The following is a 24,127-nucleotide window of genomic DNA, read 5'->3' as shown; positions in this document are numbered from 1 at the left end:
ATCCCGGGAGGAAGCTTCCTCTTGCTCTCCCCCCTCCGCCGCACTATCCTCTGGCGCTATGAAAACGCCCCGTATTCCCATCGCTATTCAGCAGGCCGTCATGCGCAGCCTGCGGGAGCATCTCGCCAATGCGAATCGCAAGCTGGAACGCCGCTATGCGGAACCGACGCTGGTCTACCAGCAGCGTGGTACTTCCGCCGGCACCGCCTGGCTGGAGAAAAACGAAATTCGTTTAAACCCGGTGCTGCTGCTGGAAAATCAGCGGGAGTTTATCGATGAAGTGGTGCCGCATGAGCTGGCGCACCTGCTGGTCTGGCAGCATTTCGGCCGCGTCGCGCCGCACGGGAAAGAGTGGAAATGGATGATGGAGAGCGTCCTTGGCGTTCCCGCGCGTCGCACCCACCGCTTTGAACTCGCTTCGGTCCGCCAGAACACCTTCCCCTATCGCTGTCGCTGTCAGCAGCACCAACTCACCGTCCGTCGCCATAACCGGGTGGTTCGCGGCGAGGCCACCTACCGCTGCGTTCGCTGCGGCGATCTGCTGGTGGCTGAAAAATAACCATCGGAATTAATTAGAAACTTTCTGATCTGACTGATTGCATCCGGCACCCTCATTCGCTACGTTGCGGGCTCGTTTTGACACGGAGTTAACGATGTCCCGTATGCATGTTTTAGCCGTAGCGGTATTGAGCGCGGCAGTCAGTGGTCCGCTTGCGGCCGCTGGTATTAATAGTTTTTCCCAGGCCAAAGCCGCTGGCGTCAAAGTGAATGCCGACGTTCCGGGCGATTTTTATTGCGGCTGTAAAATCGACTGGCAGGGGAAAAAAGGCGTTATCGATTTGGAATCCTGCGGCTATAAAGTGCGTAAAAATGAGAACCGCGCCAGCCGGGTTGAATGGGAGCACGTAGTGCCGGCATGGCAGTTCGGCCATCAGCGTCAGTGCTGGCAGGAGGGTGGACGTAAAAACTGCGCCAAAGATCCGGAATACCGCAAGATGGAAAGCGATATGCACAACCTGCAGCCGGCGGTGGGAGAAGTGAATGGCGATCGCGGCAACTTTATGTACAGCCAGTGGAACGGCGGTGAAGGCCAGTACGGCCAGTGCACCATGAAGGTCGATTTTAAAGATAAAATCGCCGAGCCCCCTGCCCGCGCTCGCGGCGCCATCGCCCGCACCTACTTCTATATGCGCGACCGCTATCAGCTGAATCTTTCCCGCCAGCAAACTCAGCTGTTTACCGCCTGGAATAAACAGTACCCGGTCACCGCCTGGGAATGTGAACGTGATGAGCGCATCGCGAAAGTGCAGGGCAACCATAATCCGTATGTCCAGCAGGCTTGCCAGGCGCAAAAGAGCTAACCTACACTAGCGGCAATTGTTAATTTGCAGCCCTGTGCTTCCCGCCCGATGGCGGGAAGCTGGCATCTGCGCAACGAACGGAATATCAAGCATGCGCATTCCTCGCATCCATCATCCAGAACGCCTCATTGTCGGCAGCCAGATCGCGCTGAGCGATGACGCGGCCAACCACGTCGGCCGCGTCCTGCGCATGACCGCCGGTCAGCACCTACAGCTTTTTGACGGCAGTAACCAGGTGTTTGACGCGGTCATCACCGAGGCCGGTAAGAAAAACGTTACGGTTGAGGTGCTCAGTGGCGAACCTGACGATCGGGAATCGCCGCTGCATATCCATTTAGGCCAGGTGATGTCCCGCGGCGAAAAAATGGAATTCACCATCCAGAAATCGATCGAACTCGGGGTAAGCCTCATAACGCCACTGTTTTCCGAGCGCTGCGGCGTTAAACTGGATGCCGAACGTTTGCAGAAAAAGATCCAGCAGTGGCAGAAAATCGCTATTGCCGCCTGCGAACAGAGCGGTCGTAACGTGGTACCGGAAATACGTCCGGCGATGCAGCTGGAGGCGTGGTGCGCCGAGCAGGACAGCGGGCTGAAGCTCAACCTGCACCCGCGCGCCAGCGCCAGCATTAACACGCTGCCGCTGCCGGTTGAACGCGTCCGTCTGCTGATTGGCCCGGAAGGCGGGCTGTCGGCTGAAGAGATAGCGATGACCGCGCAATACCAGTTTACTGATATCCTGTTGGGACCGCGCGTTCTGCGTACAGAGACTACTGCGCTCACCGCCATCACCGCCCTACAGGTGCGTTTTGGCGACTTAGGTTGAGGCGTTAACGGAGAAGAACCATGATCAAGCTCGGCATCGTGATGGATCCCATCGCAACCATCAACATCAAGAAAGACACCAGCTTCGCTATGTTGCTGGAGGCGCAGCGTCGCGGCTATGAACTCCATTATATGGAGATGAACGACCTCTATTTGATCAACGGCGAAGCCCGCGCCCGGACGCGCACGCTGAGCGTCGAACAGAACTACGATAAATGGTATGACTTCACCGGCGAGCAGGATCTGCCGCTGGCGGACCTTGACGTCATCCTGATGCGTAAGGATCCGCCGTTTGATACCGAATTTATTTATGCCACCTACATCCTGGAGCGAGCGGAAGAGAAAGGCACGCTTATCGTCAACAAGCCGCAGAGTCTGCGCGACTGTAACGAGAAGCTGTTCACCGCCTGGTTCTCTGAACTGACTCCGGAAACGTTGGTCACCCGCAATAAAGCCCAGCTGAAAGCCTTCTGGGAAAAGCACGGCGATATCATCATGAAACCGCTCGACGGCATGGGCGGCGCCTCTATTTTCCGTGTTAAAGCCGGCGATCCAAACCTTGGGGTGATTGCCGAGACGCTGACCGAACTGGGCAGACGCTACTGCATGGCGCAGAACTATCTGCCGGCCATTAAAGATGGCGACAAGCGCGTGTTGGTAGTGGATGGAGAGCCCGTGCCTTACTGCCTGGCGCGAATTCCGCAGGGTGGCGAGACCCGCGGCAATCTGGCCGCCGGCGGCCGCGGCGAAGCCCGCCCGTTGACCGAAAGCGACTGGGAAATCGCCCGCCGCGTCGGCCCGACGCTGAAGGCCAAAGGCCTTATCTTCGTCGGCCTGGATATCATCGGCGACCGTCTGACGGAAATTAACGTCACCAGCCCCACCTGCGTACGCGAAATCGAAGCCGCCTTCCCGGATATTTCGATCACCGGTATGCTGATGGACGCTATCGAAAGACGTATCGATAAATAAGCACGACGGCGGACCAACGTCCGCTTTTGGCGCAGCGAGCGCGGATTACCGCGCTCGTGAAACGTTGCCAGCCTGACGCCACTCGGGCGCCGGCCAGATAAAGTGCATCGACACCATTCTACTTTGCCCGCATACTGGGTGTTGCTTTTTTGAACCAGGAACGAACCTCTGACAATGAATTTACAGCATCACTTTCTGATTGCCATGCCCGCGCTTCAGGACCCCATTTTCCGCCGCTCCGTAGTCTATATCTGCGAGTACAACGACGAGGGTGCCATGGGCATTATTATCAATAAGCCGCTGGAAAATCTGCAGGTGGAAGGGATCCTTGAGAAGCTCAAAATTGTCCCGGAGCCGCGCAATCCAGAGATCCGTCTGGATAAACCGGTGATGCTGGGAGGCCCGCTGGCGGAAGACCGCGGCTTCATTTTGCATACCCCGCCCTCTGACTTTTCCTCGAGCATTCGCATCTCGGATAACACGGTGATTACCACCTCGCGGGATGTTCTTGAAACCTTAGGTACCGATCGGCAGCCGGGCAACGTGCTGGTTGCGTTGGGCTACTCTTCGTGGGAGAAAGGGCAGCTGGAGCAGGAGATTTTAGATAATGCCTGGCTCACCGCCCCGGCGGATCAGAATATTCTTTTCCGTACGCCGATCGCCGATCGCTGGCGCGAGGCGGCTAAACTGATTGGTATCGACATTGTGACGATGCCGGGCGTCGCGGGGCATGCGTGATGAGCGGAACCTTTCTCGGCTTTGACTTTGGCACCAAAAGCATCGGCGTGGCGGTGGGACAACGCATCACCGCGACCGCACGACCATTACCGGCGCTGAAGGCGCAGGACGGTAAACCGGACTGGAACGTCATCGAAAAACTGCTTAAAGAGTGGCAGCCTGAGGCGGTAATCGTCGGCCTGCCGCTCAATATGGACGGCACCGAGCAACCGCTGACGGCGCGCGCGCGTAATTTCGCCAATAAAATTCATGGCCGCTTTGGCGTCGCGATCCTTCTCCACGATGAACGGCTGAGTACGGTTGAGGCCCGCGCGGGCCTGTTTGAACACGGCGGCTACCGGGCGCTGAATAAAGGCAGCGTCGATTCGGCCTCTGCCGTAGTCATACTGGAAAGCTACTTCGAGCAGAGCTTTTAAACTCTGCCCTCCTGCGCCGCCGGCGGACCGCTGACGGCGCACGTTTACCCGCTTAGTGGCGCAGATGTTCGTTAGCCCAGCTCACCGCCTGGGTGCGATTTTTCACGCTCAGTTTACGAAACACATTGTACAGGTGCGTCCGCACCGTGTTCTCGCTGATAAACAGCGCGCGGGCGATATCCAGGTTCGTCGCGCCGCAGCGCAGTTCGTTGAGGATCTCGCATTCCCGCTCGGTCAGCGGCGAGTTCTCTACTGGAGTCGATGCATGGTCCGCAGCGTACATCGCCGGGTGCATCACGCTCAATTCAGCCGTCTGCTCGCCGTTCAGCACGGCCTTAACGCCCTCAATTAAGCGCGATTCATCATCGTCATGACGGAACACGCCATATAAAGCCGGCCACTGCGCCATTTCGTATAGCTCATACTTTTGTGCGCTATTAATAATCAACAAACGAGGATTGTCTGCCTGCAGGCGAATAATATCCCGCCACACCCCGTTTAATTTCTTATTTGACACTGCAATATCAAATAATATTACAGAATCTTTTGCCAAACGCTGCGCCAGCGGTTTATTAATATTTTGTAAAACCACCGGTGCCATCAGGGTTTCGCTCAGATAGCTGGCAAAGGCTTTGCTTTGAATAGACGGGTGGGTAATAAAGGTTACCTGACGAGAAGATGATGAATTTCCATTTAAATTAATCACTTAAAACTCTCCTTAGCTGTTACCCACCGCCATGGTGGTTAAATGAATAAAAAAAGATACAAACAGTCGTGAATTTATAAATCACCAAGGTAATTTACAAACTGAAACGTTATTCCATGAGAATCATCCTATTCCCACAAACAGCATAAATCGAATGACTCAAAGCTGTCAAAAGATAATCAAACTTTTTTCCTGGAAATGCGTATTCACTGTCGACATATCTAATCTGAATGTGTTATTTGAATTTATAATCAAAAGTTATTTGTATTACCAAATAATATTAATAAACAACAAATAAACATTCATCTAACATATCATTTAACCTGTCATATCAATCTCTTTCTCATCTTATAGCGCGCCTGCAGCGACACGTTGCTGAAAACTCTGGGTAAAGGTCAACATTCCGGCCTGCATCCCGGTCTGCATCACACCAGGCAATTGATGTACTTTTCCTTCACGGATCAAATTCGCCACCGCTGGCGTGTTGACCAGAAGCTCGTATAGCGCAACTCTCCCGCCCTGACGTGCAGGTAACAATTTTTGCGCCAGCACCGCGCACAGGCTTCCGGCAAGCTGGCTACGAACCTGATCTTTCTCCTCCGCCGGAAAGACATCGATCAATCTCTCCACCGCCGGCGCCGCGCCGCGGGTATGTAATGTCGCCATTACCAGGTGCCCGGTCTCCGCCGCGGTTAACGCCAGGCGAATGGTTTCGCTGTCGCGTAGCTCCCCGAGCAGGATCACATCCGGATCCTGGCGCAGCGCCACGCGGAGCGCCGCGGCGAACGAAGGACAGTGACGGCCAACTTCCCGCTGCTGGATCAGACAGCGCTCGCTGTGATGAATAAATTCCACCGGATCTTCAAGCGTCAGAATATGGCCATCAAGATGCTGATTGAGGTGCCCCACCATTGCCGCCAGGGTGGTCGACTTGCCGCTGCCCGTCGCTCCGGTGACCAACAGCAAACCACTCTCTTCCGCCAGCAGTTCGCTCAGCGCAGGCGGGGCGCCGAGCATATCCAGACGCGGGCACTGTTCAGGAAGGAGACGCAGCACCAGCGATATCCCACGCGTATGGGCGAAGGCGCTGGCGCGCAGCCGCGCACCGCAGGCCAGGTTCAGCGCAAAGTCAATCTGGCCGTGTTCCTGCCAGTGCAGTAACTGTGCGGCATCGAGCCAGTCGTTGAGTAAATTCGCAATATCCGGCGCGGGAAAGGGCGCGGGCTCCAGCCTGCCCTGCCGCCGCCAGCGCGGTGCGGCGGAATTGCACAGGTGTAGATCGGAGACATTATGCTTTACACTAAGGGCTACGATTTCTTCCAGCTTCATAACTCATCCTCGGAATATGAACGATATTGCGCATAACCTGGCACAGGTCCGGGACAAAATCTCCGGTGCTGCCGCCCGATGCGGGCGTGCGCCAGAAGAAGTGACATTGCTTGCAGTGAGTAAAACGAAACCTACGAGCGCGATCGAAGAAGCCATTGCGGCAGGCCAGCGGGCATTTGGTGAAAACTATGTCCAGGAGGGCGTGGAGAAGATTAGCCATTTCCAGCAGGCTGGCGTCAGCGGGCTGCAGTGGCACTTTATTGGCCCCCTGCAGTCCAACAAAAGCCGGTTGGTGGCAGAGCATTTTGACTGGTGCCACACCGTCGATCGGCTGAAAATCGCCACCCGCCTGAACGAGCAGCGCCCGGCGCATTTACCGCCGCTGAAGGTGCTGATTCAAATTAACATCAGCGATGAGCAGAGCAAATCCGGCATCCCGCTGGAAGCGCTCGACGGCTTAGCGGCGGAGATCGCTGAGTTACCTCATCTGGAACTGCGCGGCCTGATGGCCATCCCCGCGCCTGAGTCAGAATATGTAAGGCAGTTTGCCGTCGCCCGGCAAATGGCGGTAGCATTTGCGCGATTAAAAACGCGGTACCCCACGGTCGATACGTTGTCTCTGGGAATGTCGGACGATATGGAAGCCGCAATCGCGGCGGGAAGCACGATGGTGCGCATCGGTACAGCCATTTTTGGTGCGCGCGACTACAGCAAATAATAAGGAATCTGAGGAACGCCATGAAGACGTTGACTTTCCTGCTTTCAACGGTCATTGAGCTTTACACGATGGTCGTGTTGTTACGCGTCTGGATGCAGTGGGCGCGCTGCGACTTTTACAACCCGTTTTCGCAGTTTGTGGTGAAAGCCACGCAGCCGATTGTCGGACCGCTGCGCCGGATTATCCCGGCAATGGGGCCGATTGACAGCGCCTCGCTGCTGGTGGCATTTATTCTCTGCGTCATCAAAGCGATCGTGCTGTTTATGGTGATCACCTTCCAGCCGATCATCTGGATCTCCGCTCTGCTTATTCTGCTGAAAACCATCGGCTCGTTGATCTTCTGGGTACTGCTATTGATGGCGATCATGAGCTGGGTCAGCCAGGGCCGTAGCCCGGTGGAGTATGTGCTGATGCAGCTGGCGGACCCGCTGCTGCGCCCTATCCGCAACCTGCTGCCGTCGATGGGCGGTATCGATTTCTCGCCGATGGTGCTGGTACTGCTGTTGTACGTAATCAATATGGGCATCGCCGAAGTGCTGCAGGCCACCGGTAATGTACTGCTGCCGGGGCTGTGGATGGCGCTATGAGTGCCATTGAAACCTGCGCTGACGGGCTGGTGCTGAGGCTGTACATTCAGCCTAAGGCCAGCCGCGATAGCATCGTGGGCGTACATGGCGACGAGCTTAAAGTCGCCATTACCGCCCCGCCCGTTGATGGCCAGGCCAATGCCCACCTGGTGAAATTTCTCGCCAAACAGTTCCGCGTCGCCAAAAGCCAGGTACTGATTGAAAAAGGCGAGCTGGGCCGCCATAAGCAAGTTAAAATCATCGCCCCACAACAGATCCCGACTGCGGTCGCGGCGCTAACTGAATAAACAGGATTCATCATGCAAAAAGTCGTCCTCGCTACCGGCAACGCCGGCAAAGTGCGCGAACTGGCCTCGCTGCTGGAAGATTTTGGTCTCGATATCGTCGCTCAGACCGAGCTGGGCGTGGACTCTGCGGAAGAGACCGGCCTGACCTTCATTGAAAACGCGATTCTGAAAGCGCGCCACGCGGCGCAGATCACCGGCCTGCCGGCCATCGCCGACGATTCCGGTCTGGCCGTCGATGCTCTTGGCGGCGCGCCGGGTATTTACTCCGCACGCTATTCCGGCGTCGACGCCAGCGACCAGCAGAATCTTGAGAAGCTGCTCGACGCGTTAAAGGACGTGCCGGACGATCAGCGTCAGGCGCAGTTCCACTGTGTGCTGGTCTATCTGCGCCATGCCGAAGATCCCACGCCGCTGGTGTGCCACGGCAGCTGGCCTGGGGTAATCACCCGACAAGCCGCCGGTCATGACGGCTTCGGTTACGACCCGATCTTCTTCGTCCCGTCAGAAGGGAAAACCGCGGCCGAACTGAGCCGTGAAGAAAAGAGCGCCATTTCCCATCGCGGGCAGGCGCTGAAACTGTTACTGGAAGCATTACGTAATGGCTAATTTGCCGCCGCTGAGTCTCTATATCCATATTCCCTGGTGCGTGCAGAAATGCCCGTACTGCGATTTTAATTCGCATGCGCTGAAAGGCGAGGTGCCGCATGATGACTACGTCCAGCATCTGCTGAACGATCTGCAGGCTGATGCGCAATATGCCCAGGGACGGGAAATAGGCACTATTTTTATCGGCGGCGGAACGCCGAGCCTGCTGTCCGGCCCGGCCATGCAAACCCTGCTCGATGGCGTCCGCGCCTGCCTGCCGCTGGCCGCCGGGGCGGAAATCACCATGGAAGCCAACCCGGGTACCGTGGAGGCCGATCGCTTCGTTGATTATCAGCGCGCCGGGGTGAACCGCATCTCCATCGGCGTACAAAGCTTTAGCGAACCGAAGCTGCAGCGCCTGGGGCGGATCCACGGCCCGGAGGAGGCCAAGCGCGCAGCACGTCTCGCCAGCGGCCTCGGCTTGCGCAGCTTCAACCTCGACCTGATGCACGGTCTGCCGGACCAGTCGCTGGAGGAGGCGCTGGACGATCTGCGTCAGGCGATTGCCCTCAACCCGCCGCACCTGTCGTGGTACCAGCTGACCATTGAGCCGAACACCTTGTTCGGCTCCCGGCCGCCGGTGCTGCCGGATGACGACGCGCTATGGGATATTTTCGAGCAGGGGCATCAGCTGCTGAGCGCCGCCGGCTATCAGCAGTACGAGACGTCCGCCTATGCTAAGCCAGGCTTCCAGTGTCAGCATAATCTCAACTACTGGCGCTTTGGCGACTACCTCGGCATCGGCTGCGGCGCGCACGGCAAGATAACCTTCCCTGACGGACGCATTCTGCGAACCGCCAAAACCCGCCACCCGCGCGGGTATATGGAAGGCCGTTACCTTGAGCGTCAGCATGATGTGGAAGAAGCGGATAAACCGTTTGAGTTCTTTATGAACCGTTTTCGCCTGCTGGAGGCCGCGCCGCGCGCTGAATTTAGCCGCTATACCGGACTTGAGGAAGCGGCGATCCGCCCGCAGCTGGACGCGGCGATAGCCCAGGGCTACCTGCAGGAAGACGAGCAGAACTGGCAGATTACCGAGCACGGTAAGCTGTTCCTGAATTCCCTGCTTGAGTTGTTTCTGAACGAGTAAACGCAGCGGCGGTCCTGCCGGGAAGCGGACCGCCATGGCATTATTTCAGCGAGCCAACCAGCGCTTTGCGGCTGTCCTCCAGCGATACCACCCGGCTGCAGACGTCCTTACCAAACTGCTGGAAATCGGCCTCCTGGTTTTTCCATTCCTCCTGAATCGCCGTTTGCAGGCCGCCGAGGCTGCCGAGAATGCCCTGTAGCGGATTACCGCCGCCTTTGAGCACCGCTTTGGCGCCCATCTCGTTAATGCTGTCCTGCAGAATGCCGCCCATCGCCTGATTCACCAGCTGCTGGCCATCGGCGCGTACCTGGTCGATGGCTTTATAGTGGAAGGTCAGGCCATCGCTGCGGCGCTCAATTATGCGGTTCATCTGTTCTTTCAGCTGCGCGTCCAGTTTGGTCAGGCGACCGTGCATGCTGCTGTTGGCGCCAACCTGTTCGGTAATGATTTTATCCAGCGCCTTGCGGCTTTTTTCGACTCGCGAACGCGCGCCTTCGTCAATCCACGGCAGGCTGCTGCGCAGGCTGGCCTGATAATCCTGCGCCTGTTCGCGCTGGGCGGCGCTGAGCGCATAGGCCTTGCCGTTAAAGGTCAGATTGCCGTCCGGCTTTATCACCAGATCGCCGTTTTCCCCTTTCACCTGCACCTGCTGCGGGCTGAGGATCACATCGTCACGCGGCGTGACGCTACACTGGTAGTCCGCATGGGCAGACAAAGCGGTGACGGAGAGCGCCACCGCCAGCAGCGTTTTACGCATCATAAAACTCCCTTAAGACAAAACGGGCCGGCAATTGCCGACCCTTGTCAAACTTAGTCCCACCAGACGTCAAAAAGTTCGCTGGTGCGCACATCCTCTAACTTACGCGCTTCCAGCCATTTGCGTACGATAGCCTGATGCTCTTCAGTGCACTTACCAATCTCCTGCATGCAGATGAGCCCTTCCCAGGAGAGATAACCGCTGCCGTCGAAGGCCAGCTTGTTCGGCTCTATCACCTCTTCGATCAGATCGTTGACCGTCTGGTCGATCTGCTCTTCGCTGGTCCCTTCCGGGAAACGCCAGGCGACGGAGAAGCCTAACTCCTGAAACTCATCGATATGCATTTTTTTACGCAGACGACGGCTACGATTCTTGGCCATTATTTCACCCTCTCGAACATTAAGTCCCATACGCCGTGGCCGAGACGATGGCCACGCTGTTCAAATTTGGTTACCGGGCGCGATTCCGGGCGCGGTACGTAATCGTTGCTTGCCGACTGGTTACGATAGCCTTCCAGCGAGGACATGACTTCCAGCATATGCACGGCATAAGCTTCCCAGTCGGTCGCCATATGGAAGACGCCGCCGAGCTTCAACTTGCTTTTCACCAGCTCAGCGAAAGGCGGCTGCACGATACGACGTTTATTATGACGCGCTTTATGCCACGGATCAGGGAAAAACAGTTGCACCATATTCAGCGAGTTATCCGGGATCATGGTATGCAGCACTTCCACTGCATCGTGACACATTACGCGCAGGTTTTGTACGCCTTCTTCTTCAGCAGAAGCCAGACAAGCGCCAACGCCCGGGGAGTGTACTTCAATGCCGAGGAAATTCTGTTCCGGTTTGGCTTTCGCCATCGCCACCAGCGAGGCGCCCATCCCGAAGCCAATTTCTAAGGTGACCGGCGCGTCACGGCCAAACAGGGCGGCGAAATCGAGCGGCGCATCGTTGAATTCAACGCCCATCACCGGCCAAATGTTATCCAGCGCATGCTGCTGCCCTTTCGTCAGGCGGCCCTGGCGACGGACGAAGCTACGAATACGGCGCAGCGGGCGACCGTTTTCATCGAATTCCGGAGAGATGACGTCGTTTTTCATAAAAGTTTGGTCTGCTTGTGAATGTGTTCGGAAAACGGGCATTATCCAAAGTTACCCGGCGGATGCAAGGGTTTACAGCCACTCGCCCTTATGCTGCAATCTGCCCCCCTGTAATCGCGATCCCGGAGCCGTAGCTTTGACTTTTCTCGCCACGCAATTTTCAGCCCAGGTTCTGGACTGGTACGACAAATACGGGCGTAAAACCCTGCCCTGGCAAATCGCCAAGACGCCCTACAAAGTATGGCTCTCCGAAGTGATGTTGCAACAAACCCAGGTGACCACGGTAATCCCCTATTTTGAACGCTTTATGGCGCGTTTCCCCACGGTGGTTGATTTAGCCAACGCGCCGCTGGATGAGGTGCTGCATCTGTGGACCGGTCTGGGCTACTACGCGCGGGCGCGCAACTTACATAAAGCCGCGCAGCAAGTCGCCACACTGCACGGCGGGGAATTCCCCCGGACCTTTGACGAAGTGGCGGCGCTACCCGGCGTCGGGCGCTCAACGGCGGGGGCGATTTTATCCCTTTCGCTCGGTCAGCATTATCCGATTCTCGACGGCAACGTGAAGCGCGTGCTCGCCCGCTGCTATGCTGTCAGCGGCTGGCCGGGGAAAAAAGAGGTGGAAAAACGGCTGTGGGACATCAGCGAAGAGGTCACCCCGGCAGAGGGCGTCGAGCGCTTCAACCAGGCGATGATGGATCTCGGGGCAATGGTTTGTACCCGCTCGAAGCCGAAGTGCGAGCTGTGTCCGCTGAGCAACGGCTGCGTGGCCTACGCGAACCATTCATGGGCGGAATATCCGGGTAAAAAACCGAAGCAGACCCTCCCGGAACGCACCGGCTACTTCCTGCTGATGCAGCACGGCGACGAGGTGTTTCTTTCCCAGCGTCCGCCGGTGGGTCTGTGGGGCGGGTTGTTCTGTTTTCCGCAGTTTGCAGACGAAGCGGAGCTACGCGAGTGGCTGGCGCAGCGCCAGATTAAGGCCGATAATCTGACGCAATTAACCGCTTTTCGCCACACTTTCAGCCATTTCCACCTGGATATTATTCCGATGTGGCTTACAGTGCACTCATGTGGCGCATGCATGGATGAAGGCAACGCACTCTGGTATAACTTAGCGCAGCCGCCGTCGGTCGGTCTGGCGGCCCCCGTGGAGCGCTTGTTGCAACAGCTAAAAGCCGGAGCGCCGGTATAAATTTTTCGGCTATCAAAGAGGATTAATTATGAGCAGAACCATTTTTTGTACCTTCCTGCAGCGTGAAGCGGACGGCCAGGATTTCCAGCTGTATCCGGGCGAGCTCGGAAAGCGTATTTACAACGAAATCTCCAAAGAAGCCTGGGCGCAGTGGCAGCACAAGCAGACCATGCTGATCAACGAGAAAAAGCTCAGCATGATGAACCCGGAGCACCGCAAACTGCTTGAGCAGGAGATGGTGCAGTTCCTGTTTGAAGGGAAAGACGTGCACATCGAAGGCTACACGCCGCCGGAAAAACAGTAAGGGCCCTGCGGCCTTTAAAAAAACAAACACAACACGCACGCCCGGAATGATGAAAAAATACTTAGCGCTCGCGCTGATTGCGCCGTTGCTCGTTTCGTGTTCCAGCTCCAATAAAAAAGGCGCCGAATACAACGAGGCCTGGGTCAAGGACACGAACGGATTCGATATTTTGATGGGCCAGTTCGCCCACAACATCGAGAACATTTGGGGGTACAACGAAGTCCTGCTCGCCGGGCCAAAGGACTACGTCAAGTACACCGACCAGTATCAAACCCGCAGCCACATCAACTTCGATGAAGGGACGATCACCGTCGAGACCATTGCCGGCACCGACCCTCGCGGACGACTGCGCCAGGCGATCGTCAAAACCCTGTTGATGGGCGATGACCCCAACTCCATTGACCTCTATTCCGATGTCGATGACATCCAGATCTCCAAAGAGCCGTTCCTCTATGGCCAGGTGGTGGATAACACCGGGGCGTCGATTCGCTGGGAGTGGCGCGCCGCGCGCTTTGCCGACTATCTGCTGCAAACCCGTCTGAAGAGCCGCAACAACGGCCTGCGCGTGGTCTACAGCATCACCATTAACCTGGTGCCGAACCACCTCGACAAACGTGCGCATAAATACCTCGGCATGGTGCGTCAGGCCTCGCGTAAGTATGGGGTTGATGAGTCGCTGATCCTCGCGATTATGCAGACCGAATCCTCCTTTAACCCCTATGCGGTCAGCCATGCCGACGCCATGGGGCTGATGCAGGTGGTCCAGCACAGCGCCGGCAGAGACGTCTTCCGCTCCCAGGGTAAATCCGGCCTGCCAAGCCGCAGCTATCTGTTTGACCCGGCGAATAATATCGACACCGGTACCGCCTACCTGGCGATGCTGAACAATGTTTACCTCGCCGGCATCGATAACCCCACCTCGCGTCGCTACGCGGTGATCACTGCCTATAACGGCGGCGCCGGCAGCGTACTGCGGGTCTTCTCCAGCGATAAAGTTCAGGCGGCCAATATTATCAACAGCATGGCGCCAGGGGATGTCTACCAGACGCTGACCACCCGCCATCCGTCGGCGGAATCGCGCCGCTATCTGTACAAAGTTAATACGGCGCAGAAAAGCTACCGCCGTAAATAGCCCTCCTCCCGACTCCGGCCTCAGCCCCGCGCTGAGGCCGCGCTTATTCTCCGCCATACTCTGTAATATCTTTCGGTTTTCTGCGGCAGTTAACAGAAGCATTAAGCTGGTGAATGATAGAATCGCATCAAAATAACGGGATTAATGTTATTTTAAAAACATAACAAGCCCACATTCGTGAGGATAACTACATGAATCTTAAGCTGCAGCTCAAAATACTGTCGTTCCTGCAGTTCTGCCTTTGGGGGAGCTGGCTCACCACGCTTGGCTCGTACATGTTTGTCACGCTGAAGTTTGACGGCGCGGCAATCGGCGCAGTGTATAGCTCGCTCGGTATCGCCGCGGTGTTGATGCCGACGCTGCTCGGCATCGTCGCCGATAAGTGGATCAGCGCCAAATGGGTATACGCCATCTGCCACCTGGTCGGCGCGTTAACGCTGTACCTCGCGGCGCAGGTCACCACGCCGGGCGAGATGTTCCTCGTGATCCTGCTTAACTCGCTGGCCTATATGCCGACGCTTGGCTTGATCAATACCATCTCCTACTACCGCCTGCAGTCGGCGGGGCTGGATATTGTCACCGATTTCCCGCCAATTCGTATCTGGGGCACCATCGGCTTTATCCTCGCCATGTGGGGCGTGAGCTTCTCCGGCTTTGAACTGAGCCATATGCAGCTGTACATTGGCGCGACGCTGTCGGTCCTGCTGACTCTGTTCACCCTGACGCTGCCGCATATTCCGGTCGCCAACGCCCAGCGCAATCAAAGCTGGACGGAGATGCTCGGCCTGAACGCTTTTGCGCTGTTTAAAAACAAGCGTATGGCTATCTTCTTTATCTTCTCGATGATGCTCGGCGCCGAGCTGCAAATCACTAACATGTTCGGTAACACCTTCCTGCACAGCTTCGATAAAGATCCGCTGTTTGCCGGCAGCTTTATCGTCGAGCACGCGTCAGTGCTGATGTCGATTTCGCAGATTTCCGAAACGCTGTTTATCCTGACCATCCCATTCTTCCTTAGCCGCTACGGCATTAAGAACGTGATGCTTATCAGTATTGTGGCGTGGATGCTGCGCTTCGGCCTGTTCGCCTTTGGCGACCCGACGCCGTTCGGCACTGTACTGCTGGTGCTGTCGATGATCGTCTACGGCTGCGCCTTCGACTTCTTTAACATCTCCGGTTCGGTGTTCGTTGAGAAAGAGGTGCGCCCGGAAATCCGCGCCAGCGCTCAGGGGATGTTCCTGATGATGACCAACGGCTTCGGCTGTATTCTCGGCGGGATGGTGAGCGGCAAAGTCGTCGAACACTTTACCGTCGAGGGGATCACTGACTGGCAGAGCGTGTGGCTGATTTTCGCCGGCTATTCGCTGGTGCTGGCCTTTGCCTTCGTGGCGCTGTTCAAATACAAACACGTCAGACAACCGACCGCCGCCCAGCAGAGCGTGTGATCGGCAAAAGTAAAACGCCCCGCCTGTTCGGCGGGGCGTTTTTTTATCCCTTCAGCACGTAGCCATACAGCCGCTTAATGCCGTCCGGATCCGTCTCGCTGTAAACCCCCTGCAGCTCCGGCGAGAAGCCAGGCAGCATATTGACCCCCTCCTCCAGCGCGAGGAAATAGCGCAGCACGGCGCCGCCCCAGACCTCGCCGGGCACCACGCACAGCACGCCCGGCGGATACGGCAGCGCCCCCTCCGCCGCGACGCGGCCTTCCGCCTCGCTCAGACGCACCAGCTCAACGTTGCCGCGAATAAACTCGTGGTTGGCATCCTGGGGATTCATCACCACCCTTGGGAAGCTCCGTTTACGGAACATCTCTTTTTGCAGGCTCTTCACGTCAAAGCTAACGTACAGATCGTGCATCTCCTGGCACAGCTCGCGCAGGGTATAGTCGCGATAACGCACCGGATATTTGTTATAGATGGTCGGCAACACATCGGCCAGCGGCGTATCCGCTTCAATATGCTGTTCAAACTGCCCCAGCATCGCCACCAGCTGCGCCATTTTTTCGGCGCTCTCCGCCGGCGTCAGCAGGAACAGAATCGAGTTGAGATCGCACTTCTCCGGCACGATGCCGTTTTCACGCAGATAATGCGCCAGAATAGTCGCCGGAATGCCGAACTCACTGTACTCCCCACTTTCAGCGTCAATGCCCGGGGTGGTCAGCAGCAGCTTGCACGGGTCGACAAAATACTGGTCGTCCGCGTAGCCTTCAAAACCATGCCAGCGCGCGTCGGGTTCGAAGCTGAAGAAGCGGCGCTCCCGGGCGATCGCCTCGGTCGGGTGATCCTGCCATGGACGCCCCGCCACCACTGGCGGAATAAAGGGCTGGATCATCTTGCAGTTGGCGATGATCGCTTTGCGCGCCTCAATGCCCAGCGCCACACACTCGGCCCACAGGCGGCGGCCGCTCTCACCTTCATGAATTTTGGCGTTGACGTCCAGCGCGGCAAACAGCGGATAGAACGGGCTGGTGGAGGCATGCAGCATAAAGGCGTTATTCAGCCGCTTGTGCGGACAGAAACGCGCCTGGCCGCGCAGATGGTTATCCTTTTTATGGATCTGCGACGTCTGTGAGAAGCCGGCCTGCTGCTTGTGCACGGACTGAGTGACAAAAATACCCGGATCGTCGGGGGTCAGCTCCAGCAGCAGCGGCGAGCAGTCGGCCATCATTGGGATAAACTGCTCATAGCCCACCCACGCCGAGTCGAACAGGATGTAATCGCAGAGGTGGCCGATCTTATCCACCACCTGGCGGGCGTTATAGACCGTGCCGTCGTAGGTCCCCAGCTGGATCACCGCCAGACGAAACGGGCGGGAGGCATTGGCTTTCTCAGGCGCCGCTTCGCGGATGAGATCCCGCAGGTAATGCTCATCAAAGCAGCGCTCGTCAATGCCGCCGATAAAGCCGAACGGATTGCGCGCGGCTTCCAGGTAAACAGGCGTCGCCCCCGCCTGGATCAGCGCCCCGTGATGGTTTGACTTGTGGTTGTTGCGATCGAACAGCACCAGATCGCCGCGGGTCAACAGCGCGTTGGTCACGACTTTGTTGGCCGCCGAGGTGCCGTTGAGGACGAAGTAGGTTTTATCCGCGTTGAACACCTTCGCAGCGAACTTCTGCGCGTGCTTGGCCGATCCTTCGTGGATCAGCAGATCGCCTAATTTCACATCGGCGTTGCACATGTCGGCGCGAAAGACATTTTCGCCAAAAAAGTCATAGAACTGACGGCCTGCAGGGTGCTTTTTGAAAAACGCCCCGTGCTGATGCCCCGGACAGGCAAAGGTGCTGTTATCCATCTCGACGTACTGGGTCAGGGTATTGAAAAACGGCGGCAGCAGACGCGCTTCATAATCACAGGCCGCCGCCTCCAGCTCCAGCCACTCCTGATCTTTACCGGCGATCACCGCCTGCACCCCCTCCGGCTTGTCGACCGCCGTCTCACTCAGCAGGTAGACCGGCAGGTTAAATCCGCTACGCCTGAGGAGAGTAAGGATGCCGCTGCGACTGTCGGCCGCGGAGATGACGACTGCCGCCACATCGGTAAAATCGGTACTGTCCAGCGCCACAACGCGACGGTGGGTGGACAAGCGGGTGACCAGCTCGCAGCTGGCGGCAATGTGCATGGATTTCATAAGCGCAAATGCCCGTATCGGGAGTGTAAAAATCTCAGACAAGGGAGACCTTGCCCAACGATGTGTCCGGGTCTGACGGATTCAGCTCCGACCGCCGGACATCAGTAAAAGCAGACGCGTCCGATCTTACTGTTGCCCTACAGTGAGCATACGTGTCCTTCACCGCATGGTGAACAGAGGGGTAAGCGTAGCAAGATGAGGCAGCCCGCGCATCTGGGCGCGGCGTCGCTGGCGAGATAATGGCTGTGTCGTCATCGGCGGCCTCATATCAGGGAGGAGAAAATTCGCGCAATCATGGCACCTTTCCCGAACAGGCGCAAGATGAAAACCGTATGCACTTATATCACGGATACACAAGCTTTCCCGGTAAGTTAACGCCATAATAATGCGGTTATCAGGGATTTTTAACAGGAGTCAGCGTGGTTACAGGACCTTTTATTAACGCCAGCGCGGTGCTGGTCGGCGGTGTGCTGGGCGCCTTACTCAGCCAACGGTTGCCGGAACGGATCCGCACCGCAATGACCTCTATTTTTGGCCTGGCGTCATTGGGCATCGGCATTTTACTGGTCATTAAGTGCGCCAATCTGCCGGTGATGGTGCTGTCGACCCTGGTGGGGACGCTGCTCGGCGAAATATGCAATATGGAAAAAGGCATCAATACGCTGGTCAGTAAACTCCAGCAGTTGATGTCAGCGAAAGGCAAGAAAAAGGCTTCGGCTCATGAGTCTTATATTCAGAGCTATGTGGCGATTATCGTCCTGTTCTGCGCCAGCGGCACCGGCGTCTTCGGCGCCATGCGCGAAGGGATGACCGGCGACGCCAGCATTCTGATTGCCAAAGCGTTTCTCGACTTTTTCACCGCCACCATCTTCGCCTGCACCCTGGGCATTGCCGTCGCCGCCATCAGCGTACCGATGCTGCTTATCCAGCTGACTCTTGCAGCCTGCGCGGCGATCATTATGCCGCTTACCACGCCGATGATGCTGGCGGATTTCAGCGCCGTCGGCGGCATGCTGCTGGTGGCCACCGGGCTGCGCATCTGCGGGATAAAAATGTTTGCCGTAGTGAATATGCTGCCTGCGCTGGTGCTGGCGATGCCGATTTCCGCGGCCTGGACGCTGTTTTTTGCCTGAAAACGCGTGCTTTTAGCGCAATGTGGTGATAGATTGTTCAGTCTGCTGCAAAACAGATAAATTTCGTTGACGAGGCGCGGCGATTACGGTTTAATGCGCCCCGTTGCCCGGATAGCTCAGTCGGTAGAGCAGGGGATTGAAAATCCCCGTGTCCTTGGTTCGATTCCGAGTCCGGGCACCACTATTTAAAGAACCCGCCCAAAAGGCGGGTTTTTGCTTTTCTGTAGCCGGACTCTCCATCGAACTGCGTTAACCCGTGATTTCCCTGCTGCGTTTTTCTCCTGGCCAGCCCGCTGCTAGTTAACGACAAGCGCAGGCCTATTCTCCATAGAATCTTTTCGCAAACACATTTTCAGATATCAGATAACACACTGATTAAAATCGCCATTTTCCCGCTAAAAGCGGCTAAAAACGCCCTTTTCTGGAAATCGATCCGCCCAGGTGGCTGCCCTGCTTTCCCTCCAGATGGCCAAATAGCATCTTATATTCCATTTTGCGCTAAATGACAGAGAAATATTCTTTAAATAACCGTTTTCACAGTTCTAGTATGCAAAAATATCTTAAACGAGTGGGTAAATGGTTATGTCACTGTTTCATTCCGTGAGCGACCTGATCGGTCATACTCCCCTGCTCCAGTTGCACAAACTGGATACCGGGCCCTGCAGTCTGTTTTTAAAACTGGAAAATCAGAACCCCGGCGGGTCAATTAAAGATCGGGTTGCGCTGTCGATGATTAATGAAGCCGAGCGCCAGGGAAAACTGGCGCCCGGGGGAACGATTATCGAAGCCACCGCCGGCAATACCGGCCTCGGTCTGGCGCTGATTGCGGCGCAGAAAAATTACCGCCTGATCCTGGTGGTGCCGGACAAAATGAGCCGCGAGAAAATCTTTCACCTGCGGGCGCTGGGCGCGACGGTGCTGCTCACCCGCTCCGACGTCAATAAAGGCCACCCGGCCTACTACCAGGATTATGCCCACCGCCTTGCCGATGAAACGCCGGGCGCCTTTTATATCGACCAGTTTAATAACGACGCCAATCCGCTGGCCCATGCCACCTCCACTGCGCCGGAGCTTTATCAGCAGCTGGAGGGCGACATCGACGCCATCGTCGTCGGCGTCGGCTCCGGCGGCACGCTGGGTGGGCTTCAGGCCTGGTTTGCTGAGCACTCGCCGAAAACGGAATTTATTCTCGCCGATCCGGCGGGTTCCATCCTTGCCGATCAGGTCGATACCGGACGCTACGGCGAAACGGGATCCTGGCTGGTCGAAGGGATCGGCGAAGATTTTATCCCGCCGCTGGCCAGGCTGGAGGGGGTACATACCGCGTATCGCGTCAGCGACCGCGAAGCGTTCCACACCGCGCGCCAGCTGCTGCAGGTTGAGGGCGTGCTGGCCGGCTCTTCCACCGGCACCCTGCTCAGCGCCGCGCTGCGCTACTGCCGGGCACAAAGCCGTCCGAAACGGGTAGTAACCTTCGCCTGCGACAGCGGCAATAAATACCTGTCCAAAATGTTCAACGACGACTGGATGCGCCAGCAAGGACTGATCGCCCGCCCCGAACAGGGCGATCTCAGTGATTTTATCGCCCTGCGCCATGACGAAGGCGCTACCGTCACGGCCGCGCCGGACGACACCCTGGCCGCGGTCTTTACCCGCATGCGGCTGTATGACATCTCCCAACTGCCGGTTCTGGAGGATGGCCGCGTGGTCGGCATCGTCGATGAGTGGGATTTGATCCGCCACGTACAGGGCGATCGCCAACGCTTCTCCCTGCCGGTTAGCGAAGCGATGAGTCGCCATGTTGAAACCCTCGATAAGCATGCGCCCGAGAGCGAACTGCAGGCCATTCTCGATCGCGGTCTGGTGGCGGTGATCGCTGACAACGCGCTTTTTCTTGGCCTGGTCACCCGCAGCGATGTATTGACCGCCTGGCGTAACCGAGTCGCACAATAAGGAATTTTTTATGTCATCTATCCACACCCTGAGTGTACATAGCGGAACCTTCACCGACAGCCACGGCGCAGTGATGCCGCCGATTTATGCCACCTCCACTTTTGCTCAGCCAGCGCCGGGGCAGCATACCGGTTATGAATATTCCCGCAGCGGGAATCCCACCCGCCACGCGCTGGAGACGGCGATCGCCGACCTGGAAAACGGCACGCGCGGCTACGCGTTCGCCTCCGGGCTGGCCGCCATCTCCACCGTGCTGGAGCTGCTGGATAAGGACAGTCACCTGGTGGCGGTCGATGATGTGTATGGCGGCACTTACCGCCTGCTGGAAAACGTTCGCCGCCGTAGCGCGGGTCTGCAGGTGAGCTGGGTGAAACCCGACGACCTGGCGGGAATTGAAGCGGCGATCCGCCCCGACACCCGCATGATCTGGGTGGAAACGCCCACCAACCCGCTGCTGAAGCTCGCGGATCTCAGCGCCATCGCCGCCATCGCGCGCCGCCATAACCTAATCAGCGTCGCCGATAACACCTTTGCTTCGCCGGCGATCCATCGCCCGCTGGAGCATGGGTTTGATATTGTGGTGCACTCCGCGACCAAGTACCTCAACGGCCATTCCGATGTCGTCGCCGGCCTGGCGGTGGTTGGCGATAACTCCGGGCTCGCGGAAAAGCTTGGCTATCTGCAGAATGCGGTAGGCGGCGTGCTTGACCCGTTCAGCAGCTTCCTGACGCTGCGCGGCATCCGTACCCTGGCGCTGCGGATGGAGCGCCACAGCGCGAACGCGCTGCAGCTCGCCGAATGGCTGGAACAGCAGCCGGAAGTGGAGCGAGTCTGGTTTCCCTGGCTGGCCTCGCACCCGCATCATCAGCTGGCGCGCCAGCAAATGGCCCTGCCCGGCGGCATGATTTCGGTGGTGGTGAAGGGCGATGAAGGTTACGCCGAGCGCATCATCAGCAAGCTGCGCTGGTTTACGCTTGCGGAGAGCCTGGGCGGCGTGGAGAGTCTGGTGAGCCAGCCCTTCAGCATGACCCATGCCTCGATCCCGCTGGAGAAACGCCTGGCGAACGGTATCACACCGCAGCTGATCCGCCTGTCGGTGGGGATCGAAGATCCTCACGATCTGATTGCCGACTGGCAGCAGGCGCTGCGGAGGGAGTGATTATTCCGACGCGCGGGTCGTTGTCAGCGCGTCGGCCATTCCCTGTTGAAGGTGGGCGATAAACTGCGTCAGCTTCGGCAGGGGCCGACGATCCTGGCGCCAGAGCAGATGCACGGGTCTCGGCTGTGGGGTCCACGCCTCCAGCACGCGCACCAGGCTGCCGCTGGCCAGCGCATCGGCCAGCAGCACCTCCGGCTGCATCAGCAGCCCGGCCCCGGCGATCGCCGCCTGGCGCAGCGCGTAGCCATCGTTGCAGCGCAAAACCGCATCGCGTTTCCAGCGCACTTCTCCCTCTACGCCCGGCAGCCGCCACTCGTTGCGGGCGGTCCAGACCGTATGGGACAGACAGAGATGATCGGCGAGATCTTCCGGCCTGCCGGGCGTTCCGTAACGCGCCAGATAAGCCGGCGCGGCGCAGATCACCATCCGATACGGCGCCAGGTAGCGAGCCACCAGATCCTCCTGATGGATCTCGCCGATACGGATCGCCAGATCGAACCCCTCATCCACCAGATCGACCATCCGGTTAGTCAGATCCAGTTCCACCCGGACCGCAGGCCAGACCTGCAGGAAGGTGGCGGTCAGGGGCGCGATCACGCTGGCGCCGAACGAGGTGGGAGCGCTCACCCGCAGGGTGCCGGCCGGCGCCAGCCGCAGCCGCTCGACCGCGCTTTCGGCGATGGAGACCTGCTCCATCACCCGTTTCGCTTCGTCAAAATAGACTCGCCCGGCGTCGGTGAGGCTCTGGCGTCGGGTGTTACGCTCCAGCAGACGCGTCGCCAGCTGGCTTTCCAACTGGGCGATATATTTCCCAACCATCACCGCCGACAGCCCCAGGCGCGACGCCGCCCCGGTAAAGCTGCCGCACTCCACCACGGCAATAAACGTCTCCATCCCTCGTAATTTGTCCATATTGCTAACCTCTGGTTAGTAATGTTCTAACTTTTAGCCAGTTTATCCGAGATTACTTTTATTAAAAAATAGCCCCTCACCTCATCAGGAGTCTGCCATGAAAATTATCGTTATCGGTGCCAGCGGCACCATCGGTCGCGCGGTCAGCGAAGAACTGAGTCAGAGACATGAGGTTATCCGCGTCGGCCGCACCCGGGGAGATTATCAGGTGGATATCACCTCGCAGGAGAGCGTCGAGGCGCTATTTGCCCAAACGGGTGAAGTAGATGCCATCGTCTCCACCACCGGCAATCTGCACTTTGGGCCGTTAAGCACCATGACCGACAGCCAGTTCAACCTCGGTCTGCAGGACAAGCTGCTGGGGCAAATTCGCCTGGCGCTGGTCGGCCAGCATTTTCTGCGCGACGGCGGGTCGATTACCCTGGTCAGCGGTATCGTCGCGCAGGAACCCATTGCTCAGGGGGTCAATGCCACGACGGTCAACGCCGGTCTGGAAGGCTTTGTCCGCGCCGCCGCCTGCGAGCTGCCGCGCGGGATCCGCATCAATCTCATCAGCCCCACCGTGCTCAGCGAGTCGCTGGCAGCCTACGGCGACTTTTTCCCGGGCTTCCCCAACGTTCCCGCCGCCGCCGTGGCGCAGGCCTATCGCCGCAGCATTGAAGGCGTTCAGACCGGCCGCATCTACCCGGTCGGCTACTAGCCTGTGCCGGCCCGCCGGGGCCGGCGCTTACATCAGGCCGTCGTTGCAGGTACACTGACGGCTGATTGTCTCCGGCCGAAAAACTGATGTTGAAAAAATTATCCTTAATTATCCCGCTACTGGCGCTTATCGCGCTGCTGGTCTGGTGGTTCACCCCGCATTACACCGAGGAAGATGAAGCTTACTACCGGGCGGTATTTTGCATAATCGATCATGACGACAGCCGCCAGTTCCTCCACGATATGCAGAATATCGTCGAGGGGGGAAATTCTGACTACGCGCTGCATAAAACCCATTACCTTCCGGCGCTGGGGCAGCGGATGCTGGATACCTGGCGCCAGCTCAGCCCGCAGGAACAGCAGGCGCTGCGTCAGGACAAGCAGCGCTGCGGCGAGATATTGCGCGAAAAACAACAGGGGAAATCATCCTAACGAGTTGGCAAAATTGCAGCATATCGCCAGCGTCGAATAAGATTGTGCTGTTGA

The 24,127-nt window shown here is 57.7% G+C and carries 27 protein-coding genes and 1 tRNA gene; 21 read left to right on the top strand and 7 right to left on the bottom strand.

From position 1 onward, the window contains the following. The first annotated feature begins 58 nt into the window (after positions 1-58). The 6 genes from OHJ17_RS03900 to ruvX all read left to right on the top strand — a co-directional run bounded on the left by OHJ17_RS03900 (position 59) and on the right by ruvX (position 4,309). Positions 59-559: a SprT family zinc-dependent metalloprotease gene (locus tag OHJ17_RS03900; protein ID WP_002916588.1), complete on the top strand. Its 501-nt coding sequence runs from the start codon at positions 59-61 to the stop codon at positions 557-559. A 94-nt stretch (positions 560-653) separates the two neighbouring features. Then, positions 654-1,361 (top strand): deoxyribonuclease I, encoded by a 708-nt coding sequence (gene endA / locus OHJ17_RS03895; RefSeq protein ID WP_002916589.1) that lies wholly within the window; start codon positions 654-656, stop codon positions 1,359-1,361. Positions 1,362-1,452: 91 nt separating this feature from the next. Then, positions 1,453-2,184: a 16S rRNA (uracil(1498)-N(3))-methyltransferase gene (gene rsmE / locus OHJ17_RS03890; RefSeq protein WP_002916597.1), complete on the top strand. Its 732-nt coding sequence runs from the start codon at positions 1,453-1,455 to the stop codon at positions 2,182-2,184. A gap of 20 nt (positions 2,185-2,204) precedes the next feature. Continuing rightward, positions 2,205-3,155, top strand: coding sequence for a glutathione synthase (gene gshB / locus OHJ17_RS03885; protein ID WP_009484128.1), 951 nt, complete (start codon positions 2,205-2,207; stop codon positions 3,153-3,155). Between the two features lie 174 nt (positions 3,156-3,329). Further along, on the top strand, positions 3,330-3,893 hold the full coding sequence (locus tag OHJ17_RS03880; protein WP_002916603.1) for a YqgE/AlgH family protein: 564 nt from the start codon (positions 3,330-3,332) through the stop codon (positions 3,891-3,893). After that, positions 3,893-4,309, top strand: a complete 417-nt coding sequence (gene ruvX, locus OHJ17_RS03875) for a Holliday junction resolvase RuvX (protein ID WP_002916605.1) — start codon at positions 3,893-3,895, stop codon at positions 4,307-4,309. Before OHJ17_RS03880 ends, ruvX begins: the two co-directional genes overlap by 1 nt. A gap of 52 nt (positions 4,310-4,361) precedes the next feature. On the opposite strand, the gene OHJ17_RS03870 is transcribed toward ruvX, so the two are convergent. Next, positions 4,362-5,015 (bottom strand): LuxR family transcriptional regulator, encoded by a 654-nt coding sequence (locus OHJ17_RS03870; protein ID WP_002916607.1) that lies wholly within the window; start codon positions 5,013-5,015, stop codon positions 4,362-4,364. A 348-nt stretch (positions 5,016-5,363) separates the two neighbouring features. Further along, a complete protein-coding gene (locus tag OHJ17_RS03865) occupies positions 5,364-6,344 on the bottom strand; it encodes a type IV pilus twitching motility protein PilT (protein ID WP_004149811.1) in 981 nt (326 codons plus the stop codon). A gap of 16 nt (positions 6,345-6,360) precedes the next feature. Here OHJ17_RS03865 and OHJ17_RS03860 point away from each other — a divergent pair, with 16 nt between their 5' ends. From OHJ17_RS03860 to hemW, 5 genes are read left to right on the top strand one after another with little or no spacing between them, the layout of a single operon-like run. Continuing rightward, entirely contained in the window at positions 6,361-7,062 is a 702-nt protein-coding gene (locus OHJ17_RS03860) for a YggS family pyridoxal phosphate-dependent enzyme (protein WP_267302879.1), read from the top strand. 20 nt (positions 7,063-7,082) lie between these two features. Further along, positions 7,083-7,649 carry a YggT family protein gene (locus tag OHJ17_RS03855; protein WP_002916613.1) on the top strand — a complete coding sequence of 189 codons (567 nt, stop codon included), beginning with the start codon at positions 7,083-7,085 and terminating at the stop codon, positions 7,647-7,649. Next, complete coding sequence (yggU, locus tag OHJ17_RS03850) at positions 7,646-7,936, top strand: DUF167 family protein YggU (RefSeq protein ID WP_016947438.1); 291 nt, start codon at positions 7,646-7,648, stop codon at positions 7,934-7,936. The genes OHJ17_RS03855 and yggU overlap by 4 nt, the downstream gene beginning before the upstream one ends. A gap of 12 nt (positions 7,937-7,948) precedes the next feature. Then, positions 7,949-8,542, top strand: a complete 594-nt coding sequence (locus OHJ17_RS03845) for an XTP/dITP diphosphatase (RefSeq protein WP_016947439.1) — start codon at positions 7,949-7,951, stop codon at positions 8,540-8,542. Then, positions 8,535-9,671: a radical SAM family heme chaperone HemW gene (hemW, locus tag OHJ17_RS03840; RefSeq protein WP_002916617.1), complete on the top strand. Its 1,137-nt coding sequence runs from the start codon at positions 8,535-8,537 to the stop codon at positions 9,669-9,671. Before OHJ17_RS03845 ends, hemW begins: the two co-directional genes overlap by 8 nt. Before the next feature lie 40 nt (positions 9,672-9,711). Here hemW and OHJ17_RS03835 read toward each other — a convergent pair whose 3' ends face one another. From OHJ17_RS03835 to trmB, 3 genes are read right to left on the bottom strand one after another with little or no spacing between them, the layout of a single operon-like run. Next, the gene (locus tag OHJ17_RS03835) at positions 9,712-10,431 is read right to left on the bottom strand and encodes a YggN family protein (protein ID WP_002916619.1); all 720 of its coding nucleotides are present in this window, start codon (positions 10,429-10,431) and stop codon (positions 9,712-9,714) included. A gap of 50 nt (positions 10,432-10,481) precedes the next feature. Continuing rightward, positions 10,482-10,808: a YggL family protein gene (locus OHJ17_RS03830; RefSeq protein ID WP_002916620.1), complete on the bottom strand. Its 327-nt coding sequence runs from the start codon at positions 10,806-10,808 to the stop codon at positions 10,482-10,484. Then, a complete protein-coding gene (trmB, locus tag OHJ17_RS03825; protein WP_002916627.1) occupies positions 10,808-11,527 on the bottom strand; it encodes a tRNA (guanosine(46)-N7)-methyltransferase TrmB in 720 nt (239 codons plus the stop codon). The genes OHJ17_RS03830 and trmB overlap by 1 nt, the downstream gene beginning before the upstream one ends. A 136-nt stretch (positions 11,528-11,663) precedes the next feature. On the opposite strand from trmB, the gene mutY reads away from it, so the two are divergent. The 4 genes from mutY (at position 11,664) to OHJ17_RS03805 (ending at position 15,603) form a co-directional block, all read left to right on the top strand. Beyond that, positions 11,664-12,722 carry an A/G-specific adenine glycosylase gene (gene mutY / locus OHJ17_RS03820; protein ID WP_032433523.1) on the top strand — a complete coding sequence of 353 codons (1,059 nt, stop codon included), beginning with the start codon at positions 11,664-11,666 and terminating at the stop codon, positions 12,720-12,722. 28 nt (positions 12,723-12,750) lie between these two features. Next, a complete protein-coding gene (locus tag OHJ17_RS03815) occupies positions 12,751-13,026 on the top strand; it encodes an oxidative damage protection protein (RefSeq protein WP_004105744.1) in 276 nt (91 codons plus the stop codon). A 49-nt stretch (positions 13,027-13,075) separates the two neighbouring features. Further along, complete coding sequence (gene mltC, locus OHJ17_RS03810; protein WP_002916629.1) at positions 13,076-14,158, top strand: membrane-bound lytic murein transglycosylase MltC; 1,083 nt, start codon at positions 13,076-13,078, stop codon at positions 14,156-14,158. A gap of 191 nt (positions 14,159-14,349) precedes the next feature. After that, positions 14,350-15,603, top strand: a complete 1,254-nt coding sequence (locus OHJ17_RS03805) for a nucleoside permease (protein WP_004144787.1) — start codon at positions 14,350-14,352, stop codon at positions 15,601-15,603. Positions 15,604-15,646: 43 nt separating this feature from the next. Here OHJ17_RS03805 and OHJ17_RS03800 read toward each other — a convergent pair whose 3' ends face one another. Further along, positions 15,647-17,785: an ornithine decarboxylase gene (locus OHJ17_RS03800; RefSeq protein WP_009308638.1), complete on the bottom strand. Its 2,139-nt coding sequence runs from the start codon at positions 17,783-17,785 to the stop codon at positions 15,647-15,649. A 419-nt stretch (positions 17,786-18,204) separates the two neighbouring features. Between OHJ17_RS03800 and OHJ17_RS03795 the strand changes: the two genes are divergently transcribed. From OHJ17_RS03795 to OHJ17_RS03780, 4 genes are all read left to right on the top strand, one after another. Beyond that, entirely contained in the window at positions 18,205-18,918 is a 714-nt protein-coding gene (locus OHJ17_RS03795; RefSeq protein WP_002916694.1) for a DUF554 domain-containing protein, read from the top strand. Between the two features lie 105 nt (positions 18,919-19,023). After that, a tRNA-Phe gene (locus OHJ17_RS03790) sits at positions 19,024-19,099 on the top strand. A gap of 395 nt (positions 19,100-19,494) precedes the next feature. Beyond that, positions 19,495-20,871 (top strand): pyridoxal-phosphate dependent enzyme, encoded by a 1,377-nt coding sequence (locus OHJ17_RS03785; RefSeq protein ID WP_016947440.1) that lies wholly within the window; start codon positions 19,495-19,497, stop codon positions 20,869-20,871. A 10-nt stretch (positions 20,872-20,881) separates the two neighbouring features. Then, complete coding sequence (locus tag OHJ17_RS03780) at positions 20,882-22,030, top strand: trans-sulfuration enzyme family protein (RefSeq protein ID WP_032433524.1); 1,149 nt, start codon at positions 20,882-20,884, stop codon at positions 22,028-22,030. Here OHJ17_RS03780 and OHJ17_RS03775 read toward each other — a convergent pair whose 3' ends face one another. Next, positions 22,031-22,942: a LysR family transcriptional regulator gene (locus OHJ17_RS03775; RefSeq protein ID WP_021314148.1), complete on the bottom strand. Its 912-nt coding sequence runs from the start codon at positions 22,940-22,942 to the stop codon at positions 22,031-22,033. A 97-nt stretch (positions 22,943-23,039) separates the two neighbouring features. Here OHJ17_RS03775 and OHJ17_RS03770 point away from each other — a divergent pair, with 97 nt between their 5' ends. Together OHJ17_RS03770 and OHJ17_RS03765 are read left to right on the top strand one after the other, a co-directional pair. Continuing rightward, on the top strand, positions 23,040-23,642 hold the full coding sequence (locus OHJ17_RS03770; RefSeq protein ID WP_032433527.1) for a short chain dehydrogenase: 603 nt from the start codon (positions 23,040-23,042) through the stop codon (positions 23,640-23,642). 86 nt (positions 23,643-23,728) lie between these two features. Then, positions 23,729-24,073, top strand: coding sequence for a hypothetical protein (locus OHJ17_RS03765; RefSeq protein ID WP_004185642.1), 345 nt, complete (start codon positions 23,729-23,731; stop codon positions 24,071-24,073). Positions 24,074-24,127: the final 54 nt, after the last annotated feature.

The sequence above is a fragment of the Klebsiella sp. KP20-425-1 genome, from assembly GCF_025813515.1.
In the GTDB taxonomy this organism is placed as follows: domain Bacteria; phylum Pseudomonadota; class Gammaproteobacteria; order Enterobacterales; family Enterobacteriaceae; genus Klebsiella; species Klebsiella pneumoniae.
The sequence above is the reverse complement of the archived record's forward strand: the minus strand, read 5'-3'. Positions and strand labels throughout refer to the sequence as shown.